Source organism: Clostridium bornimense, from assembly GCF_000577895.1.
Classification (GTDB): domain Bacteria; phylum Bacillota; class Clostridia; order Clostridiales; family Clostridiaceae; genus Clostridium_AN; species Clostridium_AN bornimense.
This window is the reverse complement of record NZ_HG917868.1, coordinates 1,079,653-1,105,888: the sequence shown is the minus strand read 5'-3', so window position 1 is coordinate 1,105,888 and position 26,236 is coordinate 1,079,653. Positions and strand designations below refer to the sequence as shown.

General features: G+C 28.9%; 21 protein-coding genes. 1 reads left to right on the top strand and 20 read right to left on the bottom strand.

What is annotated here, in order from left to right; all coding sequences use genetic code 11:
* The first annotated feature begins 105 nt into the window (after positions 1–105).
* Positions 106–783, top strand: coding sequence for a hypothetical protein (locus CM240_RS04885; RefSeq protein ID WP_044037033.1), 678 nt, complete (start codon positions 106–108; stop codon positions 781–783).
* Positions 784–1,015: 232 nt separating this feature from the next.
* On the opposite strand, the gene gpmI is transcribed toward CM240_RS04885, so the two are convergent.
* The 20 genes from gpmI to CM240_RS04785 form a co-directional block, all read right to left on the bottom strand.
* Entirely contained in the window at positions 1,016–2,536 is a 1,521-nt protein-coding gene (gene gpmI / locus CM240_RS04880; protein WP_044037032.1) for a 2,3-bisphosphoglycerate-independent phosphoglycerate mutase, read from the bottom strand.
* A gap of 187 nt (positions 2,537–2,723) precedes the next feature.
* Positions 2,724–3,476: a triose-phosphate isomerase gene (tpiA, locus tag CM240_RS04875; protein WP_044037030.1), complete on the bottom strand. Its 753-nt coding sequence runs from the start codon at positions 3,474–3,476 to the stop codon at positions 2,724–2,726.
* A 71-nt stretch (positions 3,477–3,547) separates the two neighbouring features.
* Positions 3,548–4,747 carry a phosphoglycerate kinase gene (locus CM240_RS04870; protein ID WP_044039743.1) on the bottom strand — a complete coding sequence of 400 codons (1,200 nt, stop codon included), beginning with the start codon at positions 4,745–4,747 and terminating at the stop codon, positions 3,548–3,550.
* A gap of 145 nt (positions 4,748–4,892) precedes the next feature.
* Positions 4,893–5,891: a type I glyceraldehyde-3-phosphate dehydrogenase gene (gene gap / locus CM240_RS04865; RefSeq protein WP_044037028.1), complete on the bottom strand. Its 999-nt coding sequence runs from the start codon at positions 5,889–5,891 to the stop codon at positions 4,893–4,895.
* 87 nt (positions 5,892–5,978) lie between these two features.
* A complete protein-coding gene (locus CM240_RS04860) occupies positions 5,979–7,010 on the bottom strand; it encodes a sugar-binding transcriptional regulator (protein WP_044037027.1) in 1,032 nt (343 codons plus the stop codon).
* Between the two features lie 538 nt (positions 7,011–7,548).
* Positions 7,549–8,469: an ABC transporter permease gene (locus CM240_RS04855; RefSeq protein WP_044037026.1), complete on the bottom strand. Its 921-nt coding sequence runs from the start codon at positions 8,467–8,469 to the stop codon at positions 7,549–7,551.
* On the bottom strand, positions 8,469–9,524 hold the full coding sequence (locus tag CM240_RS04850) for an ABC transporter permease (protein WP_044037024.1): 1,056 nt from the start codon (positions 9,522–9,524) through the stop codon (positions 8,469–8,471). The genes CM240_RS04855 and CM240_RS04850 overlap by 1 nt, the downstream gene beginning before the upstream one ends.
* Positions 9,517–11,046, bottom strand: coding sequence for an ABC transporter ATP-binding protein (locus tag CM240_RS04845; protein ID WP_044037022.1), 1,530 nt, complete (start codon positions 11,044–11,046; stop codon positions 9,517–9,519). Before CM240_RS04845 ends, CM240_RS04850 begins: the two co-directional genes overlap by 8 nt.
* A 64-nt stretch (positions 11,047–11,110) precedes the next feature.
* Positions 11,111–12,190 carry a BMP family lipoprotein gene (locus tag CM240_RS04840; RefSeq protein WP_044037021.1) on the bottom strand — a complete coding sequence of 360 codons (1,080 nt, stop codon included), beginning with the start codon at positions 12,188–12,190 and terminating at the stop codon, positions 11,111–11,113.
* 147 nt (positions 12,191–12,337) lie between these two features.
* Positions 12,338–13,420 (bottom strand): BMP family lipoprotein, encoded by a 1,083-nt coding sequence (locus CM240_RS04835; RefSeq protein WP_044037019.1) that lies wholly within the window; start codon positions 13,418–13,420, stop codon positions 12,338–12,340.
* 174 nt (positions 13,421–13,594) lie between these two features.
* Entirely contained in the window at positions 13,595–15,748 is a 2,154-nt protein-coding gene (locus CM240_RS04830) for a YhgE/Pip domain-containing protein (RefSeq protein WP_044037018.1), read from the bottom strand.
* A 94-nt stretch (positions 15,749–15,842) separates the two neighbouring features.
* Positions 15,843–16,691: a DegV family protein gene (locus tag CM240_RS04825; RefSeq protein WP_044037016.1), complete on the bottom strand. Its 849-nt coding sequence runs from the start codon at positions 16,689–16,691 to the stop codon at positions 15,843–15,845.
* An 11-nt stretch (positions 16,692–16,702) separates the two neighbouring features.
* Complete coding sequence (locus CM240_RS04820; protein ID WP_044037014.1) at positions 16,703–17,185, bottom strand: tRNA (cytidine(34)-2'-O)-methyltransferase; 483 nt, start codon at positions 17,183–17,185, stop codon at positions 16,703–16,705.
* 49 nt (positions 17,186–17,234) lie between these two features.
* Complete coding sequence (locus tag CM240_RS04815) at positions 17,235–18,068, bottom strand: Cof-type HAD-IIB family hydrolase (protein ID WP_044037012.1); 834 nt, start codon at positions 18,066–18,068, stop codon at positions 17,235–17,237.
* A gap of 15 nt (positions 18,069–18,083) precedes the next feature.
* Positions 18,084–18,890, bottom strand: a complete 807-nt coding sequence (locus CM240_RS04810; protein ID WP_044037010.1) for a Cof-type HAD-IIB family hydrolase — start codon at positions 18,888–18,890, stop codon at positions 18,084–18,086.
* On the bottom strand, positions 18,887–21,466 hold the full coding sequence (locus CM240_RS04805) for a transglutaminase-like domain-containing protein (RefSeq protein WP_044037008.1): 2,580 nt from the start codon (positions 21,464–21,466) through the stop codon (positions 18,887–18,889). The genes CM240_RS04810 and CM240_RS04805 overlap by 4 nt, the downstream gene beginning before the upstream one ends.
* Positions 21,444–22,595 carry a DUF58 domain-containing protein gene (locus CM240_RS04800; protein ID WP_044037006.1) on the bottom strand — a complete coding sequence of 384 codons (1,152 nt, stop codon included), beginning with the start codon at positions 22,593–22,595 and terminating at the stop codon, positions 21,444–21,446. Before CM240_RS04800 ends, CM240_RS04805 begins: the two co-directional genes overlap by 23 nt.
* On the bottom strand, positions 22,595–23,509 hold the full coding sequence (locus tag CM240_RS04795; RefSeq protein ID WP_044037004.1) for an AAA family ATPase: 915 nt from the start codon (positions 23,507–23,509) through the stop codon (positions 22,595–22,597). Before CM240_RS04795 ends, CM240_RS04800 begins: the two co-directional genes overlap by 1 nt.
* A gap of 225 nt (positions 23,510–23,734) precedes the next feature.
* Complete coding sequence (locus CM240_RS04790; protein ID WP_044037003.1) at positions 23,735–24,637, bottom strand: D-alanine--D-alanine ligase; 903 nt, start codon at positions 24,635–24,637, stop codon at positions 23,735–23,737.
* 27 nt (positions 24,638–24,664) lie between these two features.
* On the bottom strand, positions 24,665–26,188 hold the full coding sequence (locus CM240_RS04785; protein WP_051483696.1) for a GTP pyrophosphokinase: 1,524 nt from the start codon (positions 26,186–26,188) through the stop codon (positions 24,665–24,667).
* Between the last annotated feature and the right edge of the window lie 48 nt (positions 26,189–26,236).

Below are 26,236 nucleotides of genomic sequence, written 5' to 3'. Positions count from 1 at the left end.
TCCCATTATATTTTTACTATATTATATTATTAATTTATAAGTTCTGTTACACACCTTATAAATTATGCTATTATATTAAATATATGTAAAAGAGAGGGGGTTCTTATGATAAAAATACCTAACTATAGTGATAAAGATTTCATAATCATAACAGATGAAGAGTTTAAAATAAAGGTATTTAGAAAATTTAAAAATTTTATGATTTCAGAAATAAAAGGTATATATATTGATAGTAAAAATCAACTGATTTTTTTATATAAAAATGAAGTTTATAGATTCTATATTGGTAAGATAAAAATAGGTTATCGATGCTTCTTAGATTCTTTTATATCGAATATCCATAAAAATAATCCTAAAAAACATATATTTTTTAGAACAGATAACATTGGTATCATATATCCACTTTTATTTTTGCCATCTATCAATAGTATGTATGAATTTTTATTTCGTCAAAATAATATAAAAATATTTGAGATAATTGCTTTTATATTATTTATCCTTATCGTTATTTATGAATTTTATTATCCTAAATCAATAATAGTTGATACTTATAATAATGATATAAAAATAACTCATGGTTTTATAATTCCACTACATAAAATTTATAACAAATATAAACTTATTAAATCTAAACAACTTGATAATTGCCTTGTACTTAAACATCATTTCTTAAGATATAACCTTAATCTAGATTTTAAAAAAAATGATCCTTATAAATTAGTACTTGATGACTTTATAAACAAATTAGATAATCAAAAAACAGTCTGTAGCATTAACAAATGAAAATTTTTTAGCGTTAGTTCTTTTTATCATGGCACAAGTTAGAATACACAGGTCATAGGTAAGCTCCCTAGTATGACTTATAACATTCAACTTAACACTTAAAACTTGAGAAATTCCGCAGGAATTTCATCCATACCTGTGCCTTGTACCCTCATACTTGTGACCTGATAAAGTAAAAAAAGCTGCTACACTCTTCGTGCAACAGCTTTTTATAACTTTATTTATCAATAATCTATTTAGCTATTAAGCTTTCTCCAGTCATTTCTACTGGTTTTTCAAGTCCCATTGCTTCAATCATTGTTGGAGCTATATCTGCAAGCTTTCCACCTTCTCTTAAAGGCTTAGCATCCTTTGCAATATATATGAATGGTACTGGTCCTGTAGTATGAGCTGTCATAGCTTTACCAGTAGAGTAATCAATCATTTGTTCAGCATTACCGTGGTCAGCTGTTACAAATACTCTACCTTCTTTTGCAAGAACTGCATCTACAACTTTACCTAAACATTCATCAACAGCTTCAACTGCTTTCTTAGCTGCATCAAACACTCCAGTATGTCCAACCATATCTGGGTTAGCAAAGTTTAGAATAATAACATCGTACTTATCTTCATTAATTTTTCCAACTAAAGTTTCAGTTAATTCATAAGCACTCATTTCTGGCTTAAGATCATAAGTTGCAACCTTTGGTGAAGCAACGATTTGTCTATCTTCGTTTGCATTTGGTTCTTCTACACCACCATTGAAGAAGAAAGTAACGTGAGCATATTTTTCAGTTTCTGCAATTCTTAATTGGTTTAATCCATTTTTAGCTAAGAATTCTCCTAAAGTATTTGTTAAAACTTCAGGACCAAAAGCAACTTCAACACCTTCTAGAGTTGAATCATATTCAGTCATTGTTACAAATACTAAATTTAAAGTATTTCTCTTGAATCCATCGAATTGTCTATCATTGATAGCTCTAGTTATTTCTCTTGCTCTATCTGGTCTAAAGTTGAAGAATATAACTGAATCACCATTCTTAATTGCTCCAGCTTTATCAATTACTGTTGGTAATACAAACTCATCAGTTTTATTATCATGATAAGATTTTTCTACAGCTTCTACAGCAGAAGTTGCAGTTTCACCTTCTCCAAGAACCATAGCATTATATGCTAATTCTACTCTTTCCCATCTGTTATCTCTATCCATTGCATAGTATCTTCCTGATAAAGTAGCTATCTTACCAACACCTACTTCATTCATGTAGTTTTCTATTTCTGCAATATATTCAAGAGCCGATGATGGTGCAACATCTCTACCATCTAGGAAACCATGAATATAAACTTCTTTTATGTCATTTTTCTTTGCAAGATCTATTAATCCCTTAAGATGATCAATATGAGAGTGAACTCCACCTGGTGATAGAAGACCCATTAAGTGTAAAGCTCCACCATTTTCTTTTACATTATTAACAGCTTTAACCAAAGCTGGATTTGTAAAGAAATCTCCATCATTAATTGATTTAGTAATCTTAGTTAATGATTGATATACTATTCTTCCTGCACCAATATTTAAATGCCCAACTTCTGAGTTACCCATTTGTCCATCTGGAAGACCAACAGCCATTCCTGATGCTCCTATTTGTGTGTGTGGGTACATTTCTACGTATTTATCAATATTTGGAGTATTAGCTGCAGCTACAGCATTTCCTTCCACATGATTAGTCAATCCAAATCCATCTAAAATAGCAAGTAAAGTAGGTTTCTTTGCCATAATTATGCCTCCCTAAAAATAATAAATTTTTAGAAATGAAACTATCTAGTACTCTCATTTCTTTTAATAAATAAAAATCGATAATTAAGTCACTAATTATCCATTTTTATTTATCAATACTTTGTTAGCATCAGCTAGTAGTCAGCAAAACTGCTAACTACTAACTTTGGGCTGCTAACTATCAATACTATTTATCAAAGTTAACGATTTGTGCAAAATCAGCAGGAACTAATGAAGCTCCTCCAACTAATGCACCATCAATGTCACTCTTAGCCATTTGAGCTTTAATTGTAGCTGGCTTAACTGATCCACCGTATTGAATTCTGATCTTATCAGCAACTTCTTTTCCATATACATCAGCTAAAGTAGCTCTTATAGCCATGATTGTTTCATTTGCTTGATCATCAGTAGCTGTTTTACCAGTTCCGATAGCCCAGATTGGTTCGTAAGCAACAACAACTTTAACTGCATCTTCAGCAGAAACACCTTCAAAAGCAGCTTTAACTTGTTTGCTGTTTACTTCATCTGTAACACCTGATTCTCTTTGTTCTAAAGATTCACCACAGCAAAGAATTGGTACTAAGTTATGTTCTAAAGCTTTTTTAACTTTCTTGTTGCAAGCTTCATCAGTTTCATTGAAATATTGTCTTCTTTCACTGTGTCCGATAACAACATATTCTACTCCAAGAGCAGTTAACATAGTTGGAGCTATTTCTCCAGTGAAAGCACCTTTTTCTTCAAAGTGCATGTTTTCAGCACCGATTTTAACATTGCTTCCTTTAGCAGCTTTAACAGCAGCATCTAAAGATGTAAAAGGTACGCAAAGTACTACATCACAGTTTGCTCCTTCTACTAATGGTTTAAATTCATTTATATAATTAACTGTTTCATCTACAGTCATGTGCATTTTCCAGTTTCCAGCGATTATTGGCTTTCTCATTAAAAACACTTCCTTAAAATCTTATTATTTTATCTTCAAGGAGGAAAAATCCTCCTTGAAAAGCTAAATTACTATTTGTCGTTTAATGCAACGATTCCTGGTAATTCTTTACCTTCTAAGAATTCTAATGATGCTCCACCACCAGTTGAAATGTGGCTCATCTTGTCTCCGAATCCTAAATTGTTAACAGCAGCAGCTGAATCTCCACCACCGATTATAGTAGTAGCATCACTTTGTGCCATTGATTCTGCAACAGCTACAGTACCACCTGCAAAGTTCTTCCATTCAGAAACTCCCATTGGTCCATTCCAGATAACAGTCTTAGCGTTCTTAACTGCATCAGCAAATAATTTACCAGATTTAGGTCCGATATCTAATCCCATCCATCCTTCTGGAATATTTTGATCTTCAGTAGTTAATACTTCAGTATTTTCGTTAAATTCTTTACCGCAAACGTGATCTACTGGTAATAAGAATTTAACTCCCTTTTCTTCTGCTTTCTTGATCATGTCTAGAGCATAATCCATTCTATCTTCTTCACATAATGAAGAACCGATTGTGTAACCTTGAGCTTTTAAGAAAGTATAAGCCATACCACCACCGATGATGATTGTATCAACTTTATCTAAAAGATTGTTGATAACAGCAATCTTATCTGAAACTTTAGCTCCACCTAAGATAGCAACGAAAGGTTTAACTGGATTTTCAACAGCTTCACCTAAGAATTTTAATTCTTTTTGGATTAAGTATCCACAAACAGCAGTGTCAACGAATTTAGTTACTCCTACAGTTGAGCAGTGAGCTCTGTGAGCAGTACCAAAAGCATCATTAACATAGATATCTGCTAAAGAAGCTAAATCTTTTGAGAATGAATCTTCACATTTACCTTCTTCTGGTCTGAATCTAGTGTTTTCTAATAAAACAACGTCTCCGTCTTTCATTTCAGCAACAGCTTTTTTAGCGTTTTCTCCAACTACTACATCATCAGCAGCGAAAACAACTTCTTTTCCAAGCATTTCTGATAATCTCTTAGCAACTGGTGCTAAAGTTTTAGTAGCATCTGGTCCTTTAGCTTTTCCAAGGTGTGAGCAAAGGATAACCTTAGCTCCATTATCAACTAAAGTCTTTATTGTTGGCATAGCTCCAACTAATCTATTTTCATCAGTAATAACACCATCTTTTAATGGTACATTGAAGTCACATCTTACTAGTACTCTTTTACCAGCAACTTGATCTTTGATGTCTTCAACGCTCTTTTTATTGAATTTCATCATAATAAAAGCACCTCTTCAAAATATTTTTATTTCAAATAAGACTAGAAATAGCCTAATAAATTTTTCTTTTTTTAAAAAAGGTCTGGCTTATAGCCGTAACTACAAAACCAGACCTTATAAACTTATACTTAAGTATTAAATACTATCTAGTAACAAAATACTTTAATGTTCTGATTAATTGGTTAGTGTATGACATTTCATTGTCGTACCAAGCTGCAACTTTAACTAATTGTTGTCCGTTAACTTCCATAACCTTAGTTTGAGTAGCATCGAATAATGAACCGTAAGTGATTCCGATAATATCTGCAGAAACTAATGGTTCATCAGTGTATCCGAATGATTCATTAGCAGCAGCTTTCATAGCAGCGTTGATTTCATCAACAGTTACTTTCTTTTCTAAGTTACATACTAATTCAGTTAATGAACCAGTGATAACTGGAACTCTTTGAGCTCCTCCATCTAACTTACCTTGTAATTCAGGGATAACTAATCCGATTGCTTTAGCAGCACCAGTTGAGTTAGGAACGATAGAAGCTGCAGCAGCTCTAGCTCTTCTTAAATCACCTTTAGCGTGAGGGCCGTCTAAAGTGTTTTGATCGTTAGTGTAAGCGTGGATAGTAGTCATGAATCCTTTTTCGATTCCGAACTTATCGTTTAATACTTTAGCCATTGGAGCTAAGCAGTTAGTAGTACATGAAGCACCTGAAATAACTGTTTCAGTACCATCTAAGATATCGTTGTTAGTGTTGAATACAACAGTCTTTAAGTCACCAGTAGCTGGAGCTGAAATAACAACTTTCTTAGCACCTGCTTCTAAGTGTAATCCTGCTTTTTCTTGTGAAGTGAAGAAACCAGTACATTCTAGTACTACGTCTACTCCTAATTCTTTCCATGGTAAGTCTGCTGGGTTTCTTTCAGCTGTAACTTTGATTTCATGTCCGTTAACAACGAAAGCACCTTCTTTAACTTCTATTTCACCATTGAATCTTCCTTGAGATGAATCATATTTGAATAAGTGAGCTAATGTCTTAGCGTCAGTTAAGTCATTAATTGCCACTACATCAAATTCTGGATTTTCAATCATTAATCTTAATGCTAATCTACCGATTCTTCCGAATCCGTTAATTGCTACCTTTACCATTGGAATACCTCCTAAAAAATCTTATATAATTTATGTAAATTACATAGCTATGCTATATAATTTTTAACATCAGATTTAGTATACTTATTATTCATTAAGAATATTCAAGATTTCTTTTGCTGTACCTTCATCTGTTATTAAAACAGAATTTTTTTTATTAATCAATGTAGAAATTATAGCTTCTGCTTTACTTTTCTTTCCTGCTACTGCTATAAGCGTACTTATATTCCAAATATCTTCTGTACTAAATCCTATAGTAGGTGTAGAAAATATTATTTTTCCATCTTTATTAAAGTAATGTCCAAAAGCTTCTCCTACAGCACCTTTTTCAAGTATACTATTTAATGACTCTTCGCAAAGTCCTCTTCTACGTCCCATTTCATCAGCTCGTCCAATTCCAAAAATTAAAATATCACAACTTTTTAGTTTTTCTAAAACTTCTTTTATTGATCTCTCATTTCTTATTTCCTTTAGAATTTTCTCGTCACTAAAATTATCTGGAACATGAAGTAATTTATGTTTTCCATTTAATTGACCTGCCAAAGTTGCAGCTAAGGTATTTGCTTGTCTTGCGACATCTTTCCCCATACCACCTCTAGCTGGTAAAACTAAAATGTCTTTAAGGTTGTTAATTTTGGGAACATTGTCTATACAAGCTTTCACTGTTGATCCACCTGTCACAGCTACAACATTACCACTTTTCACAACACTTTTCAAGTAGTTTGCGGAAGTTCTACCTATTTCATTAATTAGGCTTCCATCTTCCTCCATATCACCGCATACTATAATGGCATTTCTTATACCTAAAGCTTTGCGTAATTGATCTTCAATTTCTGATAATCCCTGTAATTCATGAACTATCTCTTTTAGTTTATGTATTATTTCTTTTCCTTCATCGGTGACAGTCATTCCAGAAACATTAACATCTATAAGGTTTGCTCTTTTTAAAAAATCTACCTCTGTTCTTATGACTCTTTCACCTAATTGAAGAACATTTGCTATTAATCTTCTTCCTACTGGCTCATTATCATAAATAGCTCTTAGAATATTATATCTTTTTATCATTTCAGACATAATCTCTGGAACTATTTTTTGCTGTAGTTTAATTAGTTCATACAAAAGCAACACCCCATTGGTCTTTTTTTGTCCCATACTCTAATTTCTGTCCCACGTATATTATAAAACATTTCACTTAATAATAAAAGGATTTTTTTATTTTTTTTTATTTTTTTAAACTCACTATATTTATATTGTATATCAGTGCACAGGTTTCAGGGCACAAGGCACAGGTTTGGATGAAATTCTTGCAGAATTTCTTAGATTATAAGTGTTACATTGAATGTTATAAATTAGGTTATGTTTCTTTTTTATTTATAGTTAATATAAAAGTCGTTACAGGGGGCTAATGAAAGTTACACTTTCATATAGCTTTGAATATATATTTGCATAGGATTATATATAGTTAAGCTTATATTAGTACCTGTTGTGAATTATCATCTGCCATTGGCAAAACTTATAATAAAATTTCTCCTAAAGAGGAATTTTCACCTTAATTATTAATTGTGCTTTGTGAATTGTGAATAAAAAAAGAGGCTCTCGCCTACAAATTTCCATTTGCTATCACGACAGCCTTTTTAATAATCAATATAAAGATATTTTATCTTTGTCCTTTTTCGTATACTTCTCCTAAAGCTGCTGGTGCTGTTGTTTTTCCAACAAATCCAGCTAAAGCTAACATTGTTAATAAATATGGAAGTGCATAATAGAATTCTAATGGTATATTCCATCCAAAAGCTTGCGCTAATATAGATAAAGCTTCTGAAGCACCAAAAACTATACATGCTAAAAATGCGCCTTTTGGCTTCCAGTTACCAAAAATAACTGCTGCAAGAGCAATATATCCTTTTCCTGCTATCATACCTTCTCTAAATAATCTTGCATCCATAGCTAAATATATTCCACCAAGTCCTGCTAATATCCCTGATATTATAAGAGCAATATATCTCATCTTAACTACGTTAACCCCAACTGTATCAGCTGATTTAGGATATTCACCTACAGCTCTTAATCTTAATCCAAATGGAGTCTTGAATAAAACATATGTTGCTATTATTGTTACTATTATCGCTAAGAATACAAACCAGTTTAATTGTCCAAGTAATTTACCCACTACTGGTATTTTGTAGAAAAACTCTCTTGGATATGGCATTGATGCTACACCATCTGTTTGACCATTTGTATGGAATATTTGAAATAATAGAAATCCTGTTAAAGCTGATGAAAATAAATTAATTGCTACACCAGAAATAACTTGATTTGATTTCAAGTTAATACTTAAAAAAGCATGTAACAAAGCACCTAAAACAGCTGTAATAATACCAGCAATTATACCAACTGTTAAACTTCCTGTAATCAATGTCATTGCTATTGAGAAAAATGCACTTAAAGTCATTAAGCCTTCTAATGCAATATTTACAACTCCTACTCTTTCTGAGAATAGTCCACCTAATGATGCAAAAATAAGAGGTGTTGATAATCTTAGTGTTGTTGCAATAAAATTAATAATTGTATCTCCCATTATGCTACCACCTCACTCTTTTTCCTATTTAATAAATACTTATTAAATACATAGTCTGCTGCAACAAATATTATAATTATTGCTTGAATTATAAATACTATTTGCTTTGGTATACCAGCTCCTTGAAGAGTACTTTGAGATGCATTTAATGATGCAATTAATAGTGCTGAGAATATAACACCGATTGGATTATTTTTACCTATAAGTGATACCGTTATACCATCTGTACCAAATCCATACATAGTTGTTAAATAAAATATTTTATGATTAACTCCACCAGTGTAACTAGCACCAGCTAGACCAGCCAACGCTCCTGATATTACCATAGCTAAAACTATATTTTTCTTTATTGATACACCGCCATATTCTGCCGCATATGGAGATAACCCAACTGCCCTTAATTCATATCCACTTCTACTTCTAGAAATTAAAACTGCTACTATAACTACTGCTATAAGTGAGAAAAATATACCTATATTAGCATTATTCCCACCTTCAAAAAATCTATATAACATTGAGCTACTTTCAATTTCCTTAGAATATGGATTGCTTCCATCGCTAATAAAATACTTAATTATATAATTACTAAACCAAAGAGCAATATAGTTAAGCATTATTGTATTAACAACTTCATTTGTTCCTCTTTTAGCTTTTAAATAACCAGGAATAGCAGCCCATAAAGCTCCTGCAATTATACCAGCTAAGATCATTAATGGTACATGTACAATCATTGGTAAACCTGGTATAAATCCAACTATAGTGGCTACTAATCCCCCTATTATAAATTGTCCTTCTACACCAATATTAAATAAACCAGTTCTAAAAGCTACTGCATTAGCAAGACCTGTTAATAATAATACAGTAAAGAAAGTCATCGTATCTGAAATCTTATTTATGCTTCCAAAGCTACCCATATATATTGTTTCTATCAAAGTTCCTAATGAATCAAAATAACCATATCCTGTTGACATCATTACAAATATAGCAGCTATAAGTACTGCTAATACAATAGATATTATAGGAACCAAAATTGGTCTTATTATCTTCTTAAACATCTTTTTCCTCCTTGTTTAAGCTTCCTCCTGCCATAAGAATACCTAATTCCATTTCTGTTACATTTTTAGCATCTAATATATCCATAATCTTTCCATCATATATTACTGCAATTCTATCAGATAAATTCATTACTTCATCTAACTCAGATGATACAAGCAGTACAGCTCTGCCTTTATCTCTTTCTTCTATAAGTCTTCTATGAATATACTCAATTGCACCTACATCTAGTCCTCTTGTAGGTTGTGCTACAATTATAAAATCTGGATTTTTAGATATTTCTCTAGCAACTATAAGTTTTTGTTGATTTCCTCCAGATAATGATCCTGCAAAAACATCTTCATTAGGTGTTCTTACATCAAATTCCTTTATCAATTTGTTACAATGTGATCTTATAGCTTTATAATTTAATAAAGGTCCATTTCTAAATTCTTTATCTTTTTGTCTACCTAGTATTGAATTTTCTACTAAAGAAAACTTTAGAACTAATCCTCTTTTATGTCTGTCTTCTGGTACATGACCAATGTTCAATTTATTTATTTCTGCAGAAGAAAGAGTAGTAATATCTTTATCACCAACCATTATTCTTCCTGAAGCTGATTTTCTAAGACCTGTAAGTATTTCTATAAGTTCACTTTGGCCATTTCCATCTACTCCTGCTATACCTAATATCTCACCTTTTTTAATATCAAGATTTATACCTTTTAATATTTCAATTCTTCTATGATCTAATGCTTTAAGGTCTTCTATTTTAACAAAAGTTTCTCCTACTTTAGGCTCTTTCTTATCTACTTTTAAACTTACTTTTCTACCCACCATCATTTCAGCTAATTCATCTATATTAGTATCACCTGTATTAACCACATCTACAAGTTTTCCTCTTCTTACAATAGTAACTCTATCACTCATATTCATGATTTCTTTTAATTTGTGAGTAATTAATATAATAGATTTCCCTTGCTGAGTTAAATTTTTAAATATTCCAGCTAACTCATCTATCTCTTGTGGTGTTAATACTGCTGTAGGTTCATCTAATATAAGGATTTCTGCACCTCTATATAAAGCTTTTAAAATCTCTACTTTTTGTTGTTGTCCTACTGTTATGTCTTCAATAAGATCATCAGGCTTTACATTAAAACCATATTTATTAGCTAATTCTTCTACTTTCTTTTTCGCTTCCTTTTCATCAATAGCTAAACCTTTTTTCGGTTCTGATCCTAATATGATGTTTTGAGCTACAGTAAAATTATTTACAAGCATAAAATGTTGGTGTACCATGCCTATTCCTAATTTTATAGCATCAGAAGGATTTTTTATTTTAACTTTTTCACCATTAACATAAATATCTCCTTTTTCTGGTTCATAAAGACCATAAAGTATGTTCATTAGTGTTGTTTTACCTGCACCATTTTCACCTAATAAAACATGCACTTCCCCTTTTTTTAAATCAAAATCAACATTATCATTAGCTACTGTACCTGGAAATATTTTTGTAATTCCACGCATCTTAATAACGTTATCCATTGAAATCCTCCTTATATCTTTAAAAAAGCTAGATGTGATTTTACATCTAGCTCTATTATTTTACCTATTTTAATTCTGCTAAAGTTGCTGGAACTACTATTGCACCATCTACAATTTGTTTTTTATAATTCTCTACTTCTTCAATAACAGATTCAGGTAAATTATCTTTTGTTTCAGCTATATCCATACCATTTTCAGCTAATCCAAAAACAGTTTCTTTTCCACCTTCAAAGCTTCCTTCTAGGAACTTTCTAGCAACATCTTCTACTGCAATGTCTACTCTCTTAATACAAGAAGACAGAATAGCATCTTTAGCATTTGGCATTGTAACTGCTTGGTCTTGATCTACTCCAATAACCCAAACATCTTTCCCTTGTTCTCTTAATTCCGCTGCCTTATTTATAACACCAACACCTGTACCACCTGCAGCATGGAAAATAACGTCTACACCTTCATTATATAATTGGTTTGCATATTCTCCACCTTTAGTTGGATCTCCAAATGTTCCAACATATCTTGAATATTTACCGTGTTTTGCATTACCTTCAGCTATAAGTCCTTTTGCTGCCTCAGAATTTACAGCTTTTACACCAGCTATGTATCCAGCTTCAAATCTTTCTATAACAGGATTATTATCAATACCACCAACAAATCCTACTTTATTAGTTTTAGTCATCTTACCTGCTATTACTCCCATTAAAAATGCACCTTCATACTCTTTAAAAGTAATTGAATTTACATTAGGCATATCTACATAGGCATCTATAATAGCAAATTTCTTATCTGCTCTAGATGATGCAATTTTTGATGTAGCATCTTCCATAGTGAATCCTGTTGCAAATGTTAAATCATTACTATCTGATAATTCCTTTAAGTTTTGTTCATAAACAGTACTTGATGATGATTGTAATACTTGTGTTTTAAGATTGTATACTTTCTTTGTATCTTCCAATCCTTTATTAGCTAAATCATTGAAGGACTTATCTCCAAGTCCACCTTGATCTGTCGCTAATCCAATTTTTAAATCAGTAGGTTTTAAGTTAGAATTAGCTTCTTCATTTGCTTTCTTACTTCCACAACCAACTAACATACTCATTGAAATTATACCAGCAGTAAGTAACGCAAGCACTTTTTTCTTTTGCATGAAAATCCTCCTTCTTATTATTTATTTCAAACGGTTAATATTATATTATTACAAATTTCGACAAAAATCAATATTTACTTACTTTATTTTCATCTCTATTTAAAATACCAATAAATAAATGTATTATTTTTACATCGACTTGCTAATCTATTCTATTTCTTCTAAAGTTGTTGGAACTGTAATTGAACCTTCTATTATTTCTTTTCTATATTTTTCAACAAGCTCTAAAGTTTCTTCATTTAAATTATCCTTTGTATCAGCAATACCAATACCATCTTCGGCTAATCCATATTCAATAGTAGTTCCGCCTGCAAATTCACCATTTATAAAGTTCTTAGCTATATTATATATTGCTACATCAACTCTTTTTACACATGATGATAAAATAGCATCTTTTGCTTGAGGCATTGTAACTGCTTGGTCTTGATCTACACCAATAGCCCAAACATCTTTTCCTTGTTCTCTTAACTCTGAAGCTTTATTAATTACACCAATACCAGTACTTGCTGCAGCATGGAATATTATATCTACACCTTCACCATATAATTGATTAGCAAACTCTGTACCTTTAGTTGGATCTCCAAATGTTCCTGCATATCTTACATACTTACCATGTTTTGATCCATTTTCACCTATTAACCCTTCAGCAGCTTTAGGATTAACCGCTTTAACTCCAGCTATATATCCTACTTCAAATCTTTCTATAACTGGGTTATTGTCAACGCCACCTACAAATCCTACTTTGTTAGTTTTAGTCATGCTTCCTGCTATAACTCCCATTAAGAAAGCACCTTCATGTTCTTTAAATAATACTGATGTTACATTTTCATTATCAATAACAGTATCAACTATAGCAAATTTCTTATCAGGCTTTGCTGATGAAATTCTACTCATAGCATCTTCCATTTTAAATCCTATAGCAAATGTTAAGTCATTAACATCTGATAATTCTTTTATATTTTGCTCATAAGCTGTACTTGATGGTGACTGTAAAACTTGTGTTTTTACATTATACTCTTTCTTGATTTCTTCTAGCCCTTTATTAGCTGCATCATTAAATGACTTATCTCCAAGTCCACCTTCATCTGTTGATAAACCAATAGTTACATCTGTTGATATTAAATCACTCTTATTAGTATTATCATTTTTAGCTTCTCTTCCACAACCTGTGAAAATACTCATGGAAATTATACCTGCTGTAAGCATTGCTATTATCTTTTTACTTTTCATCTTCCGTTTCTCCTTTGTCATTTTTTGTAGTTTTGCGTCATTTTTTATTATGCCATCATATATCTTATTTGAACATCACTTAAAAATCAAGTATAAATTTGACATCAAATGTTCCTATATAACTTTATTTTTTCATTTATTCTCAAAGTTATTCAACAAATTTTATATTTCATCTTAATGCTCACCAATTCCACTGTCTTTAAAGTTTTCAATAAATTTCTTTGATACTTTGTTAATAGGTCTCTTTAAAATTATACCTACCACTATTGATAAAACTATAAAGCTTAAAAGTACTATAATGTCATTTATTAAAACAGACTTAACTATTCCTCCTACTGTTTCCCTTACAAGAGATATTGCATAAGTAAAAGGTAGATATGGATTAATTATTTGAAAAAACTGTGGTGTCAACTGAACTGGGAATGTTCCTCCAGAACCAGCTATTTGTAATACTAATAAAATTATCCCTATAACTTTTCCTATATTTCCTGCTACAGATACCAATGTGTATATTATTATAGAAAACACACTACTTATAAAAGCACATGCAACTATAAAACTTATAGGATTTACACAATATACTTTAAGTAAAAATATATCTCCTAAACAAACTATTAATCCTTGTATTATGGCTATTGTCAAAAATAAAAGATATTTACCAAAATAAACTTCTACCGATTTATACTCCCCATGAGCTTCTGTGGTTAATATAGATACCAAGAGAAGCATACCTACCCATAATGATAAAACAGTATAAAAAGGCGACATTGCTGATCCATAATTTTCTATAGGAAATAATTTATTCTCTTTTATTGTTACTGGATTAGATAAAAATTCACTTCTACTTTTTGCATCACTTTTTAGTATGTTTATAATTTCCTTTAATGCATCATTATCATTAACAGTATCAATTTTAATTACAATATCATTTATCACTTCTTCAGCTTTGGGCAAAACTCTCTTAGCATATTCAATACCATCAACACCTTTTTCTTGTAACGAAGATGCTATCTCTAATATCTTTTCTAATTCGGGAATCTTTTTATCAGCTTCTTCTAACACCTCATATATATTATTGCTTATTTCTATTCCACTATTAAAAATCTTATTTAAACTTGGTAATATTTCTGAATCAAAATTTACATATAATTTATTTGTTATATTTTTAACATCATTAGATAAAGTGATGACTTTATCCATAATATCTAAATTAGGTTTTTCTCCATTTGATATATTTACTTTTATAATTTCTAAATTATTTATTATATCTACTAGCTTTCCTTGAAACCCTTGTAGCGTTTCTATTAGTGTTGTTAATGGTTTATCCGGATTTATCTTATTTAATGATTCTAATACTTTAGTTAGAGAATTTATCAAACTAATATCTTTATTAATTTTATTTATTATACCCTCCATCATTTCCGGTGCTTTTTCATGTCCAGTCAATATAGCCTCTTTAAGCTCAATAGCTGAAACATTTACACTATTAGATATGCTACTTATAATACTCATATCATTTTTTATTGTAGGTGCTATATTATTTACGCTATTATTACTAGAATCTAAAAAATTATTGATACTTTTATCCAAATCTTTACTTTGTGATAATATATCTTTAATCTTAGGAATATCATTTTGTATCTCTTCCACTATATTCTTTATTCTTTTTAGCCCCTCATCTCCTATATTAATAGTTTCATCAATATCAGAAAATTTACTTTGTATATCCTTTAATTTATAATTTATGTTTTCTACATTAGGAAGTTGATTTTCTATCTCTACCCCAACTTCATTAGCCATAGTAAAAATCACATTACTTACAGTTTCTACTATAGTTTTATTTACATTTTCTTGTACTCCTGTTGCTCCTTTATCTGTAAGCTTTGGTGCTATAGCATTAATTTTTTCATTTACAGTATAGATAATTTCACCTTTTTTTACATCATTGCTTAATATTGACGTTATATTTTTTGAGAAATCCTTAGGAATAACTATATAGGCATAATATTTCCCTTTTTCAATCTCTTCCTTCGCTTTATTTTCCGTAACAAACTGCCACCCCATTGCAGAATTACTTTTAAGTTCATCAATAACTTTATTTCCTATATTTAAAGAATTATTATTAAAAATAGTACCTTCATCTTCGTTAACAACACCTATCTTGATTTTACTAGTCGCTGATGGATCATAAGGATTCCAACTAGCTTTTATATTAAACCATGCATATAGAGATGGTATAATACAAAGAGCGATGACTACAGTTAAAGCCCCGTAATGAGTTATTATATTTTTTATATCTTCCTTATAAATTTTAAAAACCTTTTGCACATCTAATCTCTTCTTTCGTAAGTTCTTTTTTATATTATTATTAACATAAAAAGAACACTTAATAACTTAAGTGTTCTTAAATCTATCTAATTATTTAATTATTTTTTTCTAAGAAAAAGAATCCACACGCATTTGTTCCAGAATGTGTCCCAACTACACAACCAACTTCTGATTCTATATAATCTATATTTCTTTCTTTTAATGCAGAAATTATAGTCTCTCTAATTTCTACTTCTTCAAGTCCAGCAGTTAGAAACACTACTTTACTACCTTCTCTTACACCTTTTTCATCGATATATGATATAATACTTTTTACGCCTTTTTTAGTTCCTCTAATTTTTTCTCTTACATTCATAATTCCATTTGAAACATCTAATATAAGCTTAATTCCAAGAAGATTTCCTATAGTACCAGCCGTTTTAGATAATCTTCCACCTTTTATTAAATTATCCAATGATGTAAATAATAAGGCACTCTTCACATTATCAACAGAATTTCTTATTTCATTTGCAATCTCTTTATATCCATAACCTTTTTCTTTTAAATTTTGTGCTTCTAATACTAGTACACCCAATCCTGCCGTTACATTTTGAGAATCAACAACCTCAATATCTTCTGTATCTAACATATCTTTTGCTATTAATGCTGATTGTGCTGTTCCACTCATTTTTGAAGATATATGTATTGAAACTATTTTATATCCTTCATCTATATATCTTTTATAATATTCATAAAATCTTTGTGGATTTATTTGAGTCGTTGTAGGTAATTCATCTGAATCCTTAATTTTCTCCATCATCTCAGAAAAAACAAGTTCTTCTCTATCTTTATAACTCTCTCCATTTATTGTAACAAGTAATGGTATTACTTCAATATCATATTCATCAATTATAGATTGCGGCAGATCACAAGTACTATCTGTAATAATCTTTATTTTATCCATCTCTTCACCTCTTATTTCATATTAGGAAATCCAAATTGCCTTAAACCTTCATAAGCAATTATTGAAACTGTATTTGATATATTTAGAGATCTTGTTGATGTCTTTATCATAGGAACTCTTATACAATTTTTCGGTTCACTATCTCTTATTTCATCAGGCAATCCGCTTGATTCTCTTCCAAACACCAAAAAATCTCCTTGTTTCATTGTGATTTCATCATAATATGCTTTTCCTTTTGTAGTACAAAAATAAAATGTTCTATCTTCATAAGCTTTTCTTAAATCCCAATACGAATCCCAAATAGTTAAATCTAACTCTTTCCAATAATCTAACCCTGCTCTTCTTACGCTCTTATCTGTAATTTCAAAACCTAATGGCTTTATAAGATGCAATTTAGAATTAGTTAAAACACATGTTCTTGCAATATTGCCAGTATTTTGTGGTATTTCTGGTTGAAATAACACTATGTTTAAATTTTCTTTATCAATAATCATATAATTTCCCTCTAATATTATAATAATTCATTTTATTATTATAATATACTTATTTATTTAATACAAATTTTTTAATAATCTTTCCTACTCCTCCATTAACATTAGTATCTGTTACATAATCAGCATGTTTCTTAATGTAGTCACTACTATTACCCATAGCAACTCCAAGTCCTGCATACTTTATCATAGAAAGATCATTTTCACCATCTCCAATAGCTATAATGTCATCTTTTAATATTCCATACTCCTTAGCTAAAGTTTCTACAGCTTTTCCTTTTGAAACTCCTTTATTCATTATCTCGAAATTATTATGATTTGATGAAACTACTTCAATAGTATCTATCTTTTTTAGTTTCATCTTTATCTCTTCTATATTACGCAAATTATTTTCATTGATACATATGCATTTTAAAATTTCGTCTTTATATCTTAAAGCAGTAGTCTTAAGATCTGAATTTATTAAAAATTTTACCCTCATTTCCTCTGGCAAATCTTTATTCATTTCCATATATGCATTTCCTTGCATAACGTCTTTATCAGTAATGACAGTATCTACAGTATTAAAAAATATTCTTATATCATAATCTTTTACTATATCTAAAATAGCATTTATATTATCTTCACCTAATAAAAATTTTGCTATTACCTTATCACTATCTTTTTCTCTTATATAAGCTCCATTAGATGCTATAACTGGAGTCTTAACCCCTATTAAATCAGAAAAGTACTTTGCTGAAGTAAATAATCTACCTGTAGTTATTGCTACCTTCACACCTTTTTCCGTAGCTAACTTTATAGCTTCTAAGTTTTCATTAGGAATATTCTTTGCAGAATTATCTAATAACGTCCCATCCATATCAATACAAATAAGCTTGTATTTCATATACTTCATCCTCTCCTAATTTCCATCCATCAATATAAATTTTTCAATAGCCTGTGCAACACCACAATTATTATTTGATGCTGTTACATAATCTGCTATCTCTTTTACTTCTCTTGACCCATTTCCCATAGCTACAGCACAACCAGCATATTGAAGCATAGATAAATCATTTTCATTATCACCGATACACATTACTTCTTCTTGTTTTATATTATATTTTTCAGCCATCATTCTCACTGCTTCACCTTTTGATGATCCTTTTATCATAATTTCACAGTTGAATTTAGTAGAAGAAACAACTTCTACATTATCTATCTTTCTAAGAACTTTCTTAACTTTATCTATTTTTTTACTACTTATAGAAATTCCAACAAACTTTAATAAATTATCTTTATTATCTTTCATTCCTATCTCAAAAGAATCTATTTCTTTTACAGAATCGCCAAAAAACTTTTTTGCAAGAAACTTACCAATATCTTTTTTTCTATAAATTATCTCTTCTGTTGTATGAATAAAAGTTTTAACTTTATGCCTCTTCATTACATCTAATATTGTATTGGCAGTTTCTATTGGTATAATATTTTTCATCATTACTTCATGTCCATCTATTATATATGCTCCATTTGAAGCTATTATTGGTGTACTTATCCCCATCTTATCTCTAAATTTTTTTGCAAAAGGATATCCTCTTCCTGTTGTAAGTACTACCTTAACCCCCATTTTATCTGCTTTTCTTATTACTTCTATATTGCGTCTCTTTATATTTTTACTACTATCTAATAATGTTCCATCCATATCAACACAAACTAGCTTATACTTCATGTAATCCTCCAACTTATATCAAAAAATTTTTTTATTATATATTTATGATATTTTTCTTTCTTCTTTAAATGTTCTTCTAAAAGTATAACATATTCTCCTGCATCAAATAAAATATTTTTCTCACTAAACATGTTAATATTATATGTTTTTAAAAGTACCTCTACACATTTTCTCAAATCTTTATCATAAATCTTATTAAGATACTCTTCACCAGTTTCATAATTTTCCTTTTTTATACCATACTTTCTCAATCTATGTATGTAGTAGCTATATACTACATTAATATCTTTACTTTTCTTAGTTCTCCTTATAATATATACGTTCTTTAAAATCATTAAAAGTAAAAATGCTATTATAAAAAATAAAATTATAAAAACTATATCTATATACTTATTATTGTTTTTATTATTAACAACTTTAGTAGCATCTACTTTTTTATTTTCTTTCACAACACTACTATCATTATTCTTTTCAACATCATTATTAACGGTATTACTATTTATTTCTTTACTATCATCCTTTGTAATTTTCTCACTATCATTACTATATCCTGGTGTAGACTCTACAATTGTCCAAAGTCCTCCTTTTGCATCTACATCTAAAAGAACTTCACACCATGCATGGGCATCTGAATTTCTAGCAATATATTCTCCCTCTCCAACTTTTTCACCTAACTTTACCCCTTCAACATACCTGGCGGGAACTCCAACAGCTCTACACATAATAGTAGTAGCTGTAGCAAAATATGTACAATATCCTTTTTTCTCTTGAAAAAGAAACTTTTCTAAAAAATCTTCTCCTTTTCCTAAAGAAGTGACATCTAAACTATACTGATAATTTTCTCTTAAATAATCTCTGATTTTTTGAACCTTCTTTAAATCATCAGTTTCATTCCCAATAATTTTATTAGCTAAATCTACAACCTTTGGAGATATATTAGACGTTTTCCAATACACATCATCATAATTAACTTTAAATCCACTACTTATAGCATTATCAAGATATTCTAAATTTTCACTACTCTTAAAATAATCTCCTACAAATTCTCCTTCATAATTTTCCATATCTTCTATATAAGAATTATTTGACATTAAATTAGTATTAAAATCATCTATATATCTATTAATCAACAAATTAATACCTTCACTTTTATATCCACTATATACTTCTCTTAAATTTAATGGATGAGGCCATATAGTAGTATAAATATCATCATACTTAACTTTATATTCCTTCAATTGAAAACCATTGCTATAATAATTTTTATTATAATCTCTAGGATATAAATTCAACTTAGGATGAGGGTTAAAATTTTCATCTACTAAAAAACCATCAGGATAATCTATATACCATTGCTTATTATATTCATGTGGCTCTCCATCTCTATCTACATAAAAACCTCTTGGATATTTTTCTACCCATGTCTCATCATAAGGATGTTGTTCCCCTTTCTCATCTTCATAATATCCATTTGGATATTTTTTATTAAATTTATGAGATAAAGTAATTAGTTCACCATCATTGTCAATATAGGATTTATTAGACTCCTCTACTATAACACTTTCTGCTTCTCCCATTGGGTAATAAATACAATTTCCGTTTTCATCACTATAAAAGTCACCTTTATATTTTCCTAGTATCTTATCTAAACTTTTATTAGCCCTTAAAGCATAATCTTCTTTTTCTGAATCATTCCCATCTTTCTCAATCCCCTTATATATAATTATATCGTCTATATCACCAATAGTTTTTTCCCACAAACCATTACTATATTTATAATAACAATTAGTCTTTAAATAAGTTGGTTCATCTATTTCTACTTCAAAAAGTTTTTTATTATCTAACCGCAATTTTCCACCTAGTTCAACCTTATCATTATCACTTAAACCTGCAATTTGATTTTTAACTTTATTTTTCCCCATTAAAGTATCTACAACACTTTGTAAATCATAACGATGTTTGCCAATAAAATCGATATCTATATTACTTATTACCGTTATAGATACAATTGATATTATCATCACTAATATAAGCTTTTCTTTTCTTAAGTTTCCATCAGCACTACCTAAAGTAAAATTAATTATTGTTAATATACAAAAGAAATACAGAACTTCTCTTGTAGTTATGGTATATCCTGTGAACCATATTGTCATCATTATAGTAAAATTAATTATATTTATAATAAAACCTTTACCTTTATTAATAAGAAATACATATATATTTATTACAGCAAAAATAATCATGAAAATTATTAAAGGAATATCGTTAAAAGAGATATAATCATTTATTAAAAAATTTTTATCTACTTCTACTAATATATTTACTATATTATTCACACCTAAAACTAAACTATATATAATTGTGCCTATTAATATCAACAAAGAGCTTAATAGCACTTTTTTATAACTAATATTAATTTTGTCATAAAAGTAATTAATAGCACTCACAACTATTAACATTGCCAATACCAATAATATATTAACACTAGTTATCTTATAACATTTTATAAATACTATAAATAAAAATGCAATATTTATGTATATTAGAGAATGTTTAACTAATGTTTCTTTTTTCATATTCTTTGTCCCCTTTAATATAATCAATAATATTAACTAACTTAATATTATTACAAAAACTATAATTTTTATTGCAATTATTAAAATATATTGTTATGTTAACGTCTTTTCTAGATAACATATCAATAAGATTTTTTATATTATCATCTATATTTGAAATTATCAATATAACATTCTTTTTATCTAAATTATTTTCGATAATATCATTAAAATAATAAATATAATTTTTATCACTAAAAGAAAATTGATTTTCTAATGAATATTCTAAAAGATTACTTATATCAATATTATTTGATATATAAGACATAAATTTTGCATCATTATTAATTAATAATTTTATATGATTATTTCTATTTATAAAATCCTTACATAATGATATAACAAAAGATGTTAAGTCTTCTTCCATAAAATAATCAAATTTGTCTTTTTCTAAATAATAAGATACTATCACTACTTTTTCTTCATTATGTTTATTTGTATATGTCTTTGTATATAATTTATTTTCTTTTGCCGTTATTTTCCAATGAATATCTTCTAAACTATCTCCTACTTCATATTGTCGTATATTATTAATATCATCATTTCTATAACTAGACCTAATCAAAGATTCTTTTATACCACAACTACTGTTATAAAACTTATAATTGTAATTTAATGAATATATCTTAGGATATATTTTTATGAATTTATTAACTTTATACTTGCCATTTATTGAAATCAAATTAAATATACTTTGTATTTCAATATCTAAATTATTTATTACATATTTACCTCTTTTTATTGCTGTAATAGTATGATATTTCCTCTCTAAATTTAACTTATCCTTTCTTTCTTCACTTCCACTAATATCATCTATAATTTCATTAATAGCAAAAATATTAGCTGATAAATATATACTTAATTTATTACATATGTATCCTACCGCTATTTTTTCTCCTACAACGGCTACTTCATCTAAAATCATTTCTATATTAAGGAACATCTTAGCTACTATCAAAGAAATCATCTCAATAGAAAATATAACTAAAAATACTAGTATCAATGAATAGCTTATAAAATTCCCTATAGCGTAATTTAGTAAAAGTAAAACAATAAAGCTTATTAAAAACCCCTTATTTATCTTTATCATTAAATCACCACCGGAATTGTAGATATAATATCTTCTATTATCTTTTCTTCACTGTCTTTTATATTTTGTTTAATTATCCTATGACTTAACACTATCTTTGCATTTTTCTTCACATCTTCAGGTATAACATAATCTCGATTATCTAATAAAGCCTCTGCTTGAGCAATTCTCATTAAAGCTATTGATCCTCTTGTACTAACTCCCAATATAACCTTTTCACTACTTCTTGTAGCTTGTACTATTCTTATAATATATTTTTGAATTTCATAAGATACATGTATATCTTTAACTCTATTCTGCATTTCTATAACTTCTTCTTTACTTACTACTGCATTAAGCTCATCTAAAGAGATACCCATATTTTTCCCTTGTAATATTTTTAATTCGTCTTCAGTTGTTGGATATCCTAAATGTACCTTTATAATAAATCTATCTAATTGTGCCTCTGGCAAATTATATACTCCTTGTTGTTCCACTGGATTTTCTGTCGCTAAAACTATAAATGGTTTATTCAACTTATATGTAATATTTCCTTCTGTAATTTCTCCTTCCTCCATTACTTGTAATAAAGCAGATTGAGTTTTTGCAGTACTTCTATTTATTTCATCAGCTAAAATTATATTTGCAAAAATAGGACCTTTTTTATATTGAAATTCCATATCTTTCGGATTATACAAAGATACTCCCAGTATATCACTAGGCATAAGATCTGTTGTAAATTGTATTCTATTACATGATAAATCCAGTGTCCTAGCAATAGCTTTCACTAACGTTGTCTTTCCTACCCCTGGAACATCCTCAATTAATATATGACCTTCTGCTAAAATTCCTTTTATAATATCTAATATCTCATTTTCTTTTCCAATAAAAACTTTACTGATATTATCTAATAGCCTCTTTGAAAAATTATTCATATGATACACCTCAATTTTACTTAATATGTCTTTATTTTACACTATTTCTATCATATAGAAAACGAAAAATATACTCTTTTCATTCAAAGATATCACTATTGCTAAATGAAATTTTCTCAACGTATCATAGGAATAACGTTAACTACCATATATTGTTTCTTTACTATATAAAAAAGGGAGCCTGAAACACAAATTTATTGTGTTTTAGACTCCTATAACCTCACTCTATCTTTCTATTTTTAATGATTCTTCAATAAAAGTTGTTATTAATTTATCATAAGATAATCCTGCAGCTTTTGCACTTTTAGGGAAAAGTGAAGCTTCTGTCATACCTGGTAATGTATTAAGTTCTAAAATATATGGTACTCCATCTTTTATTATCATGTCTACTCTTACATAACTTTCACATTTTAATGCATCCCAACAAGCTACTGCCAGTCTCTCTACTTCTTTATGAAGGTTTTCTTCTAAGGTTACCACAACTTCTTCAGCTCCACCAGCTTCATATTTTGAAGCAAAGTCAAAAAATTCACCAGTAGGCTTTATCGCAATAACTGGATATATCCTTCTATTTATCATACAACAAGTAATTTCATCACCTTTTATATACTCTTCAATCATAACTTCTTTATCTACATCTAATGCTAACTTAACAGCATCTATAACTTCTTCTTTACTATGAGCAAGATTAGTAGCTACTGATGACCCCCCACCATTTGGTTTAACTACTACAGGGTATCCCATTTCTTCAATCTTATCAAAATTTATATTCTCTGTAGATTTTGCCATAGTCCATCTTGCCGTTCTTATGTCACTTGCTTTTAAAACTTTTTTGGTCATATCTTTGTCCATACATATAGCTGATGTCATAGGCCCACATCCTGAGTATGGTATTTCAAAAGTTTCTAGTACACTTTGTACTGATCCATCTTCTCCAAACTTCCCATGAAGAGCTAAAAAAGCAAAATCTAAATCTTTAACTTTATTAATAACATCATCTTTAGAATCTATCACAATTGGCACTACATCATATTTTTCTCTATCTATACTTGCTACTATTCCTTCTCCAGACTTTAGGGATATTTCTCTTTCAGTGGAAATGCCCCCCATTAAAACTCCTACCTTCATTATATAAACCTCCTAAATAATATGAAATTACTTATTTATAATTTTAACTAATTCTTTAGAATCAATGACTTCTTTTCCATAATAATTTATTAAGTTTTTAGCCATAGAAATTTTTTCGTCATTTTCTCCTATCTTTTCTATTATATCATTTGCTTTTTCAATTGGAATAGCCACAGAGAAATATGATAATAAAGTTAGTTCAAATTTATTAAGAACTTTATCTTTCTTTAACTGCCATTGTTCTACTGGCATTTCTAAAAACTCATTGGTAACGAATTCTATACACTCTTGTATTTTATCAACTATGGCATTAATGTTATTGTTATGAATAAATTCTATAGATTCTACTATTTCAAAAACATTTGCAATTTTATACATTATTTCTTCCTTAACTTGTATTGCTAATTCTTCTCCTAAAATATCATCTATTTTCTTGCTTCCTTTCCAATCTAATAATTCCAACTTAAGGAACCCTATAAATTTTTCAAAATCCTCTGCATTATTTCCTAATTCTATTTCAAACATTATTCTAAAAAATAAATTCCATTGAAAATCATTGTTCATATTTGACACTATTATTTGTGATACTTTCTTTGAAAATTTATCTTCAAAATGTAATTTTCTTTCAAAAGTTATTTCAGAATTGAATTCCACTTCATTTTCTCGTATTTCATTTAATCTCTCCAAAAGATTGATTAATATCGTATTGTAATCCATAGTATTATCTTTCTCTGAACTTCTAAGAATATATTTAGCAACTTGATCACATGACTTCCTAAAATCTACGGCAAAGCCTAAAGAACTTTCAACTTTATCTGCAAAAACATCATAAATTATTTTAGATAATAAAACTTCTATTTCCTCCCTCTGATTCCACATATTGTCCTTAGATTTATTATTTATATGATTGTAAATAAGCAACAATTCATTATCCATTAATGATAAATTCTTTTTAATTGATGCCATTATGTCTTTTAAAAATTTATCTACAACTAAATAATTATAATTTTTATAGACAATTTTATGTTCTATTTCACTCCAAAATAAATTAACTAGTGACTTTATTTGCAATTCAAAAGGTATCTTTTCATCATCTTTAATAAAAAAGCCATCTATTCTATAAATAACAAAACCATTTTTTTGTTTTTGAGGCTGTCTCTCTCTTAAATCTAATATTATTTGTGGATAATTTCTATTATAATGAAGCCCTTCATCAGTTCTTTCTCTAAACTGTTTTTTTATGATTTTATATACTTTATCTTCATCTTCATTAAATCTACATTCTACTCTTACACCTATTAAATCAGATAAATTTGATAATAACTCACTCGGATTATCAAACCTTTTGTAATAAGAATTTCTTAAAATTTTTTCTTTTAAACTTTCACTACTTTTAACTCTTGCTTTTACATCTAAAAATCCCTCTCTATCTTCACCAATAATATCTCTAAAAACCTCTTTAATATCTATTGCTATATTTTCTAATTCTATTTCTCTACTCTCAAGTTCATTAATTACATCATCTATAAACTCAAACATTTTCAATGTCATCTATTATTTCCTCCATAATTTAATTAATTAATATTATATCATTTAATT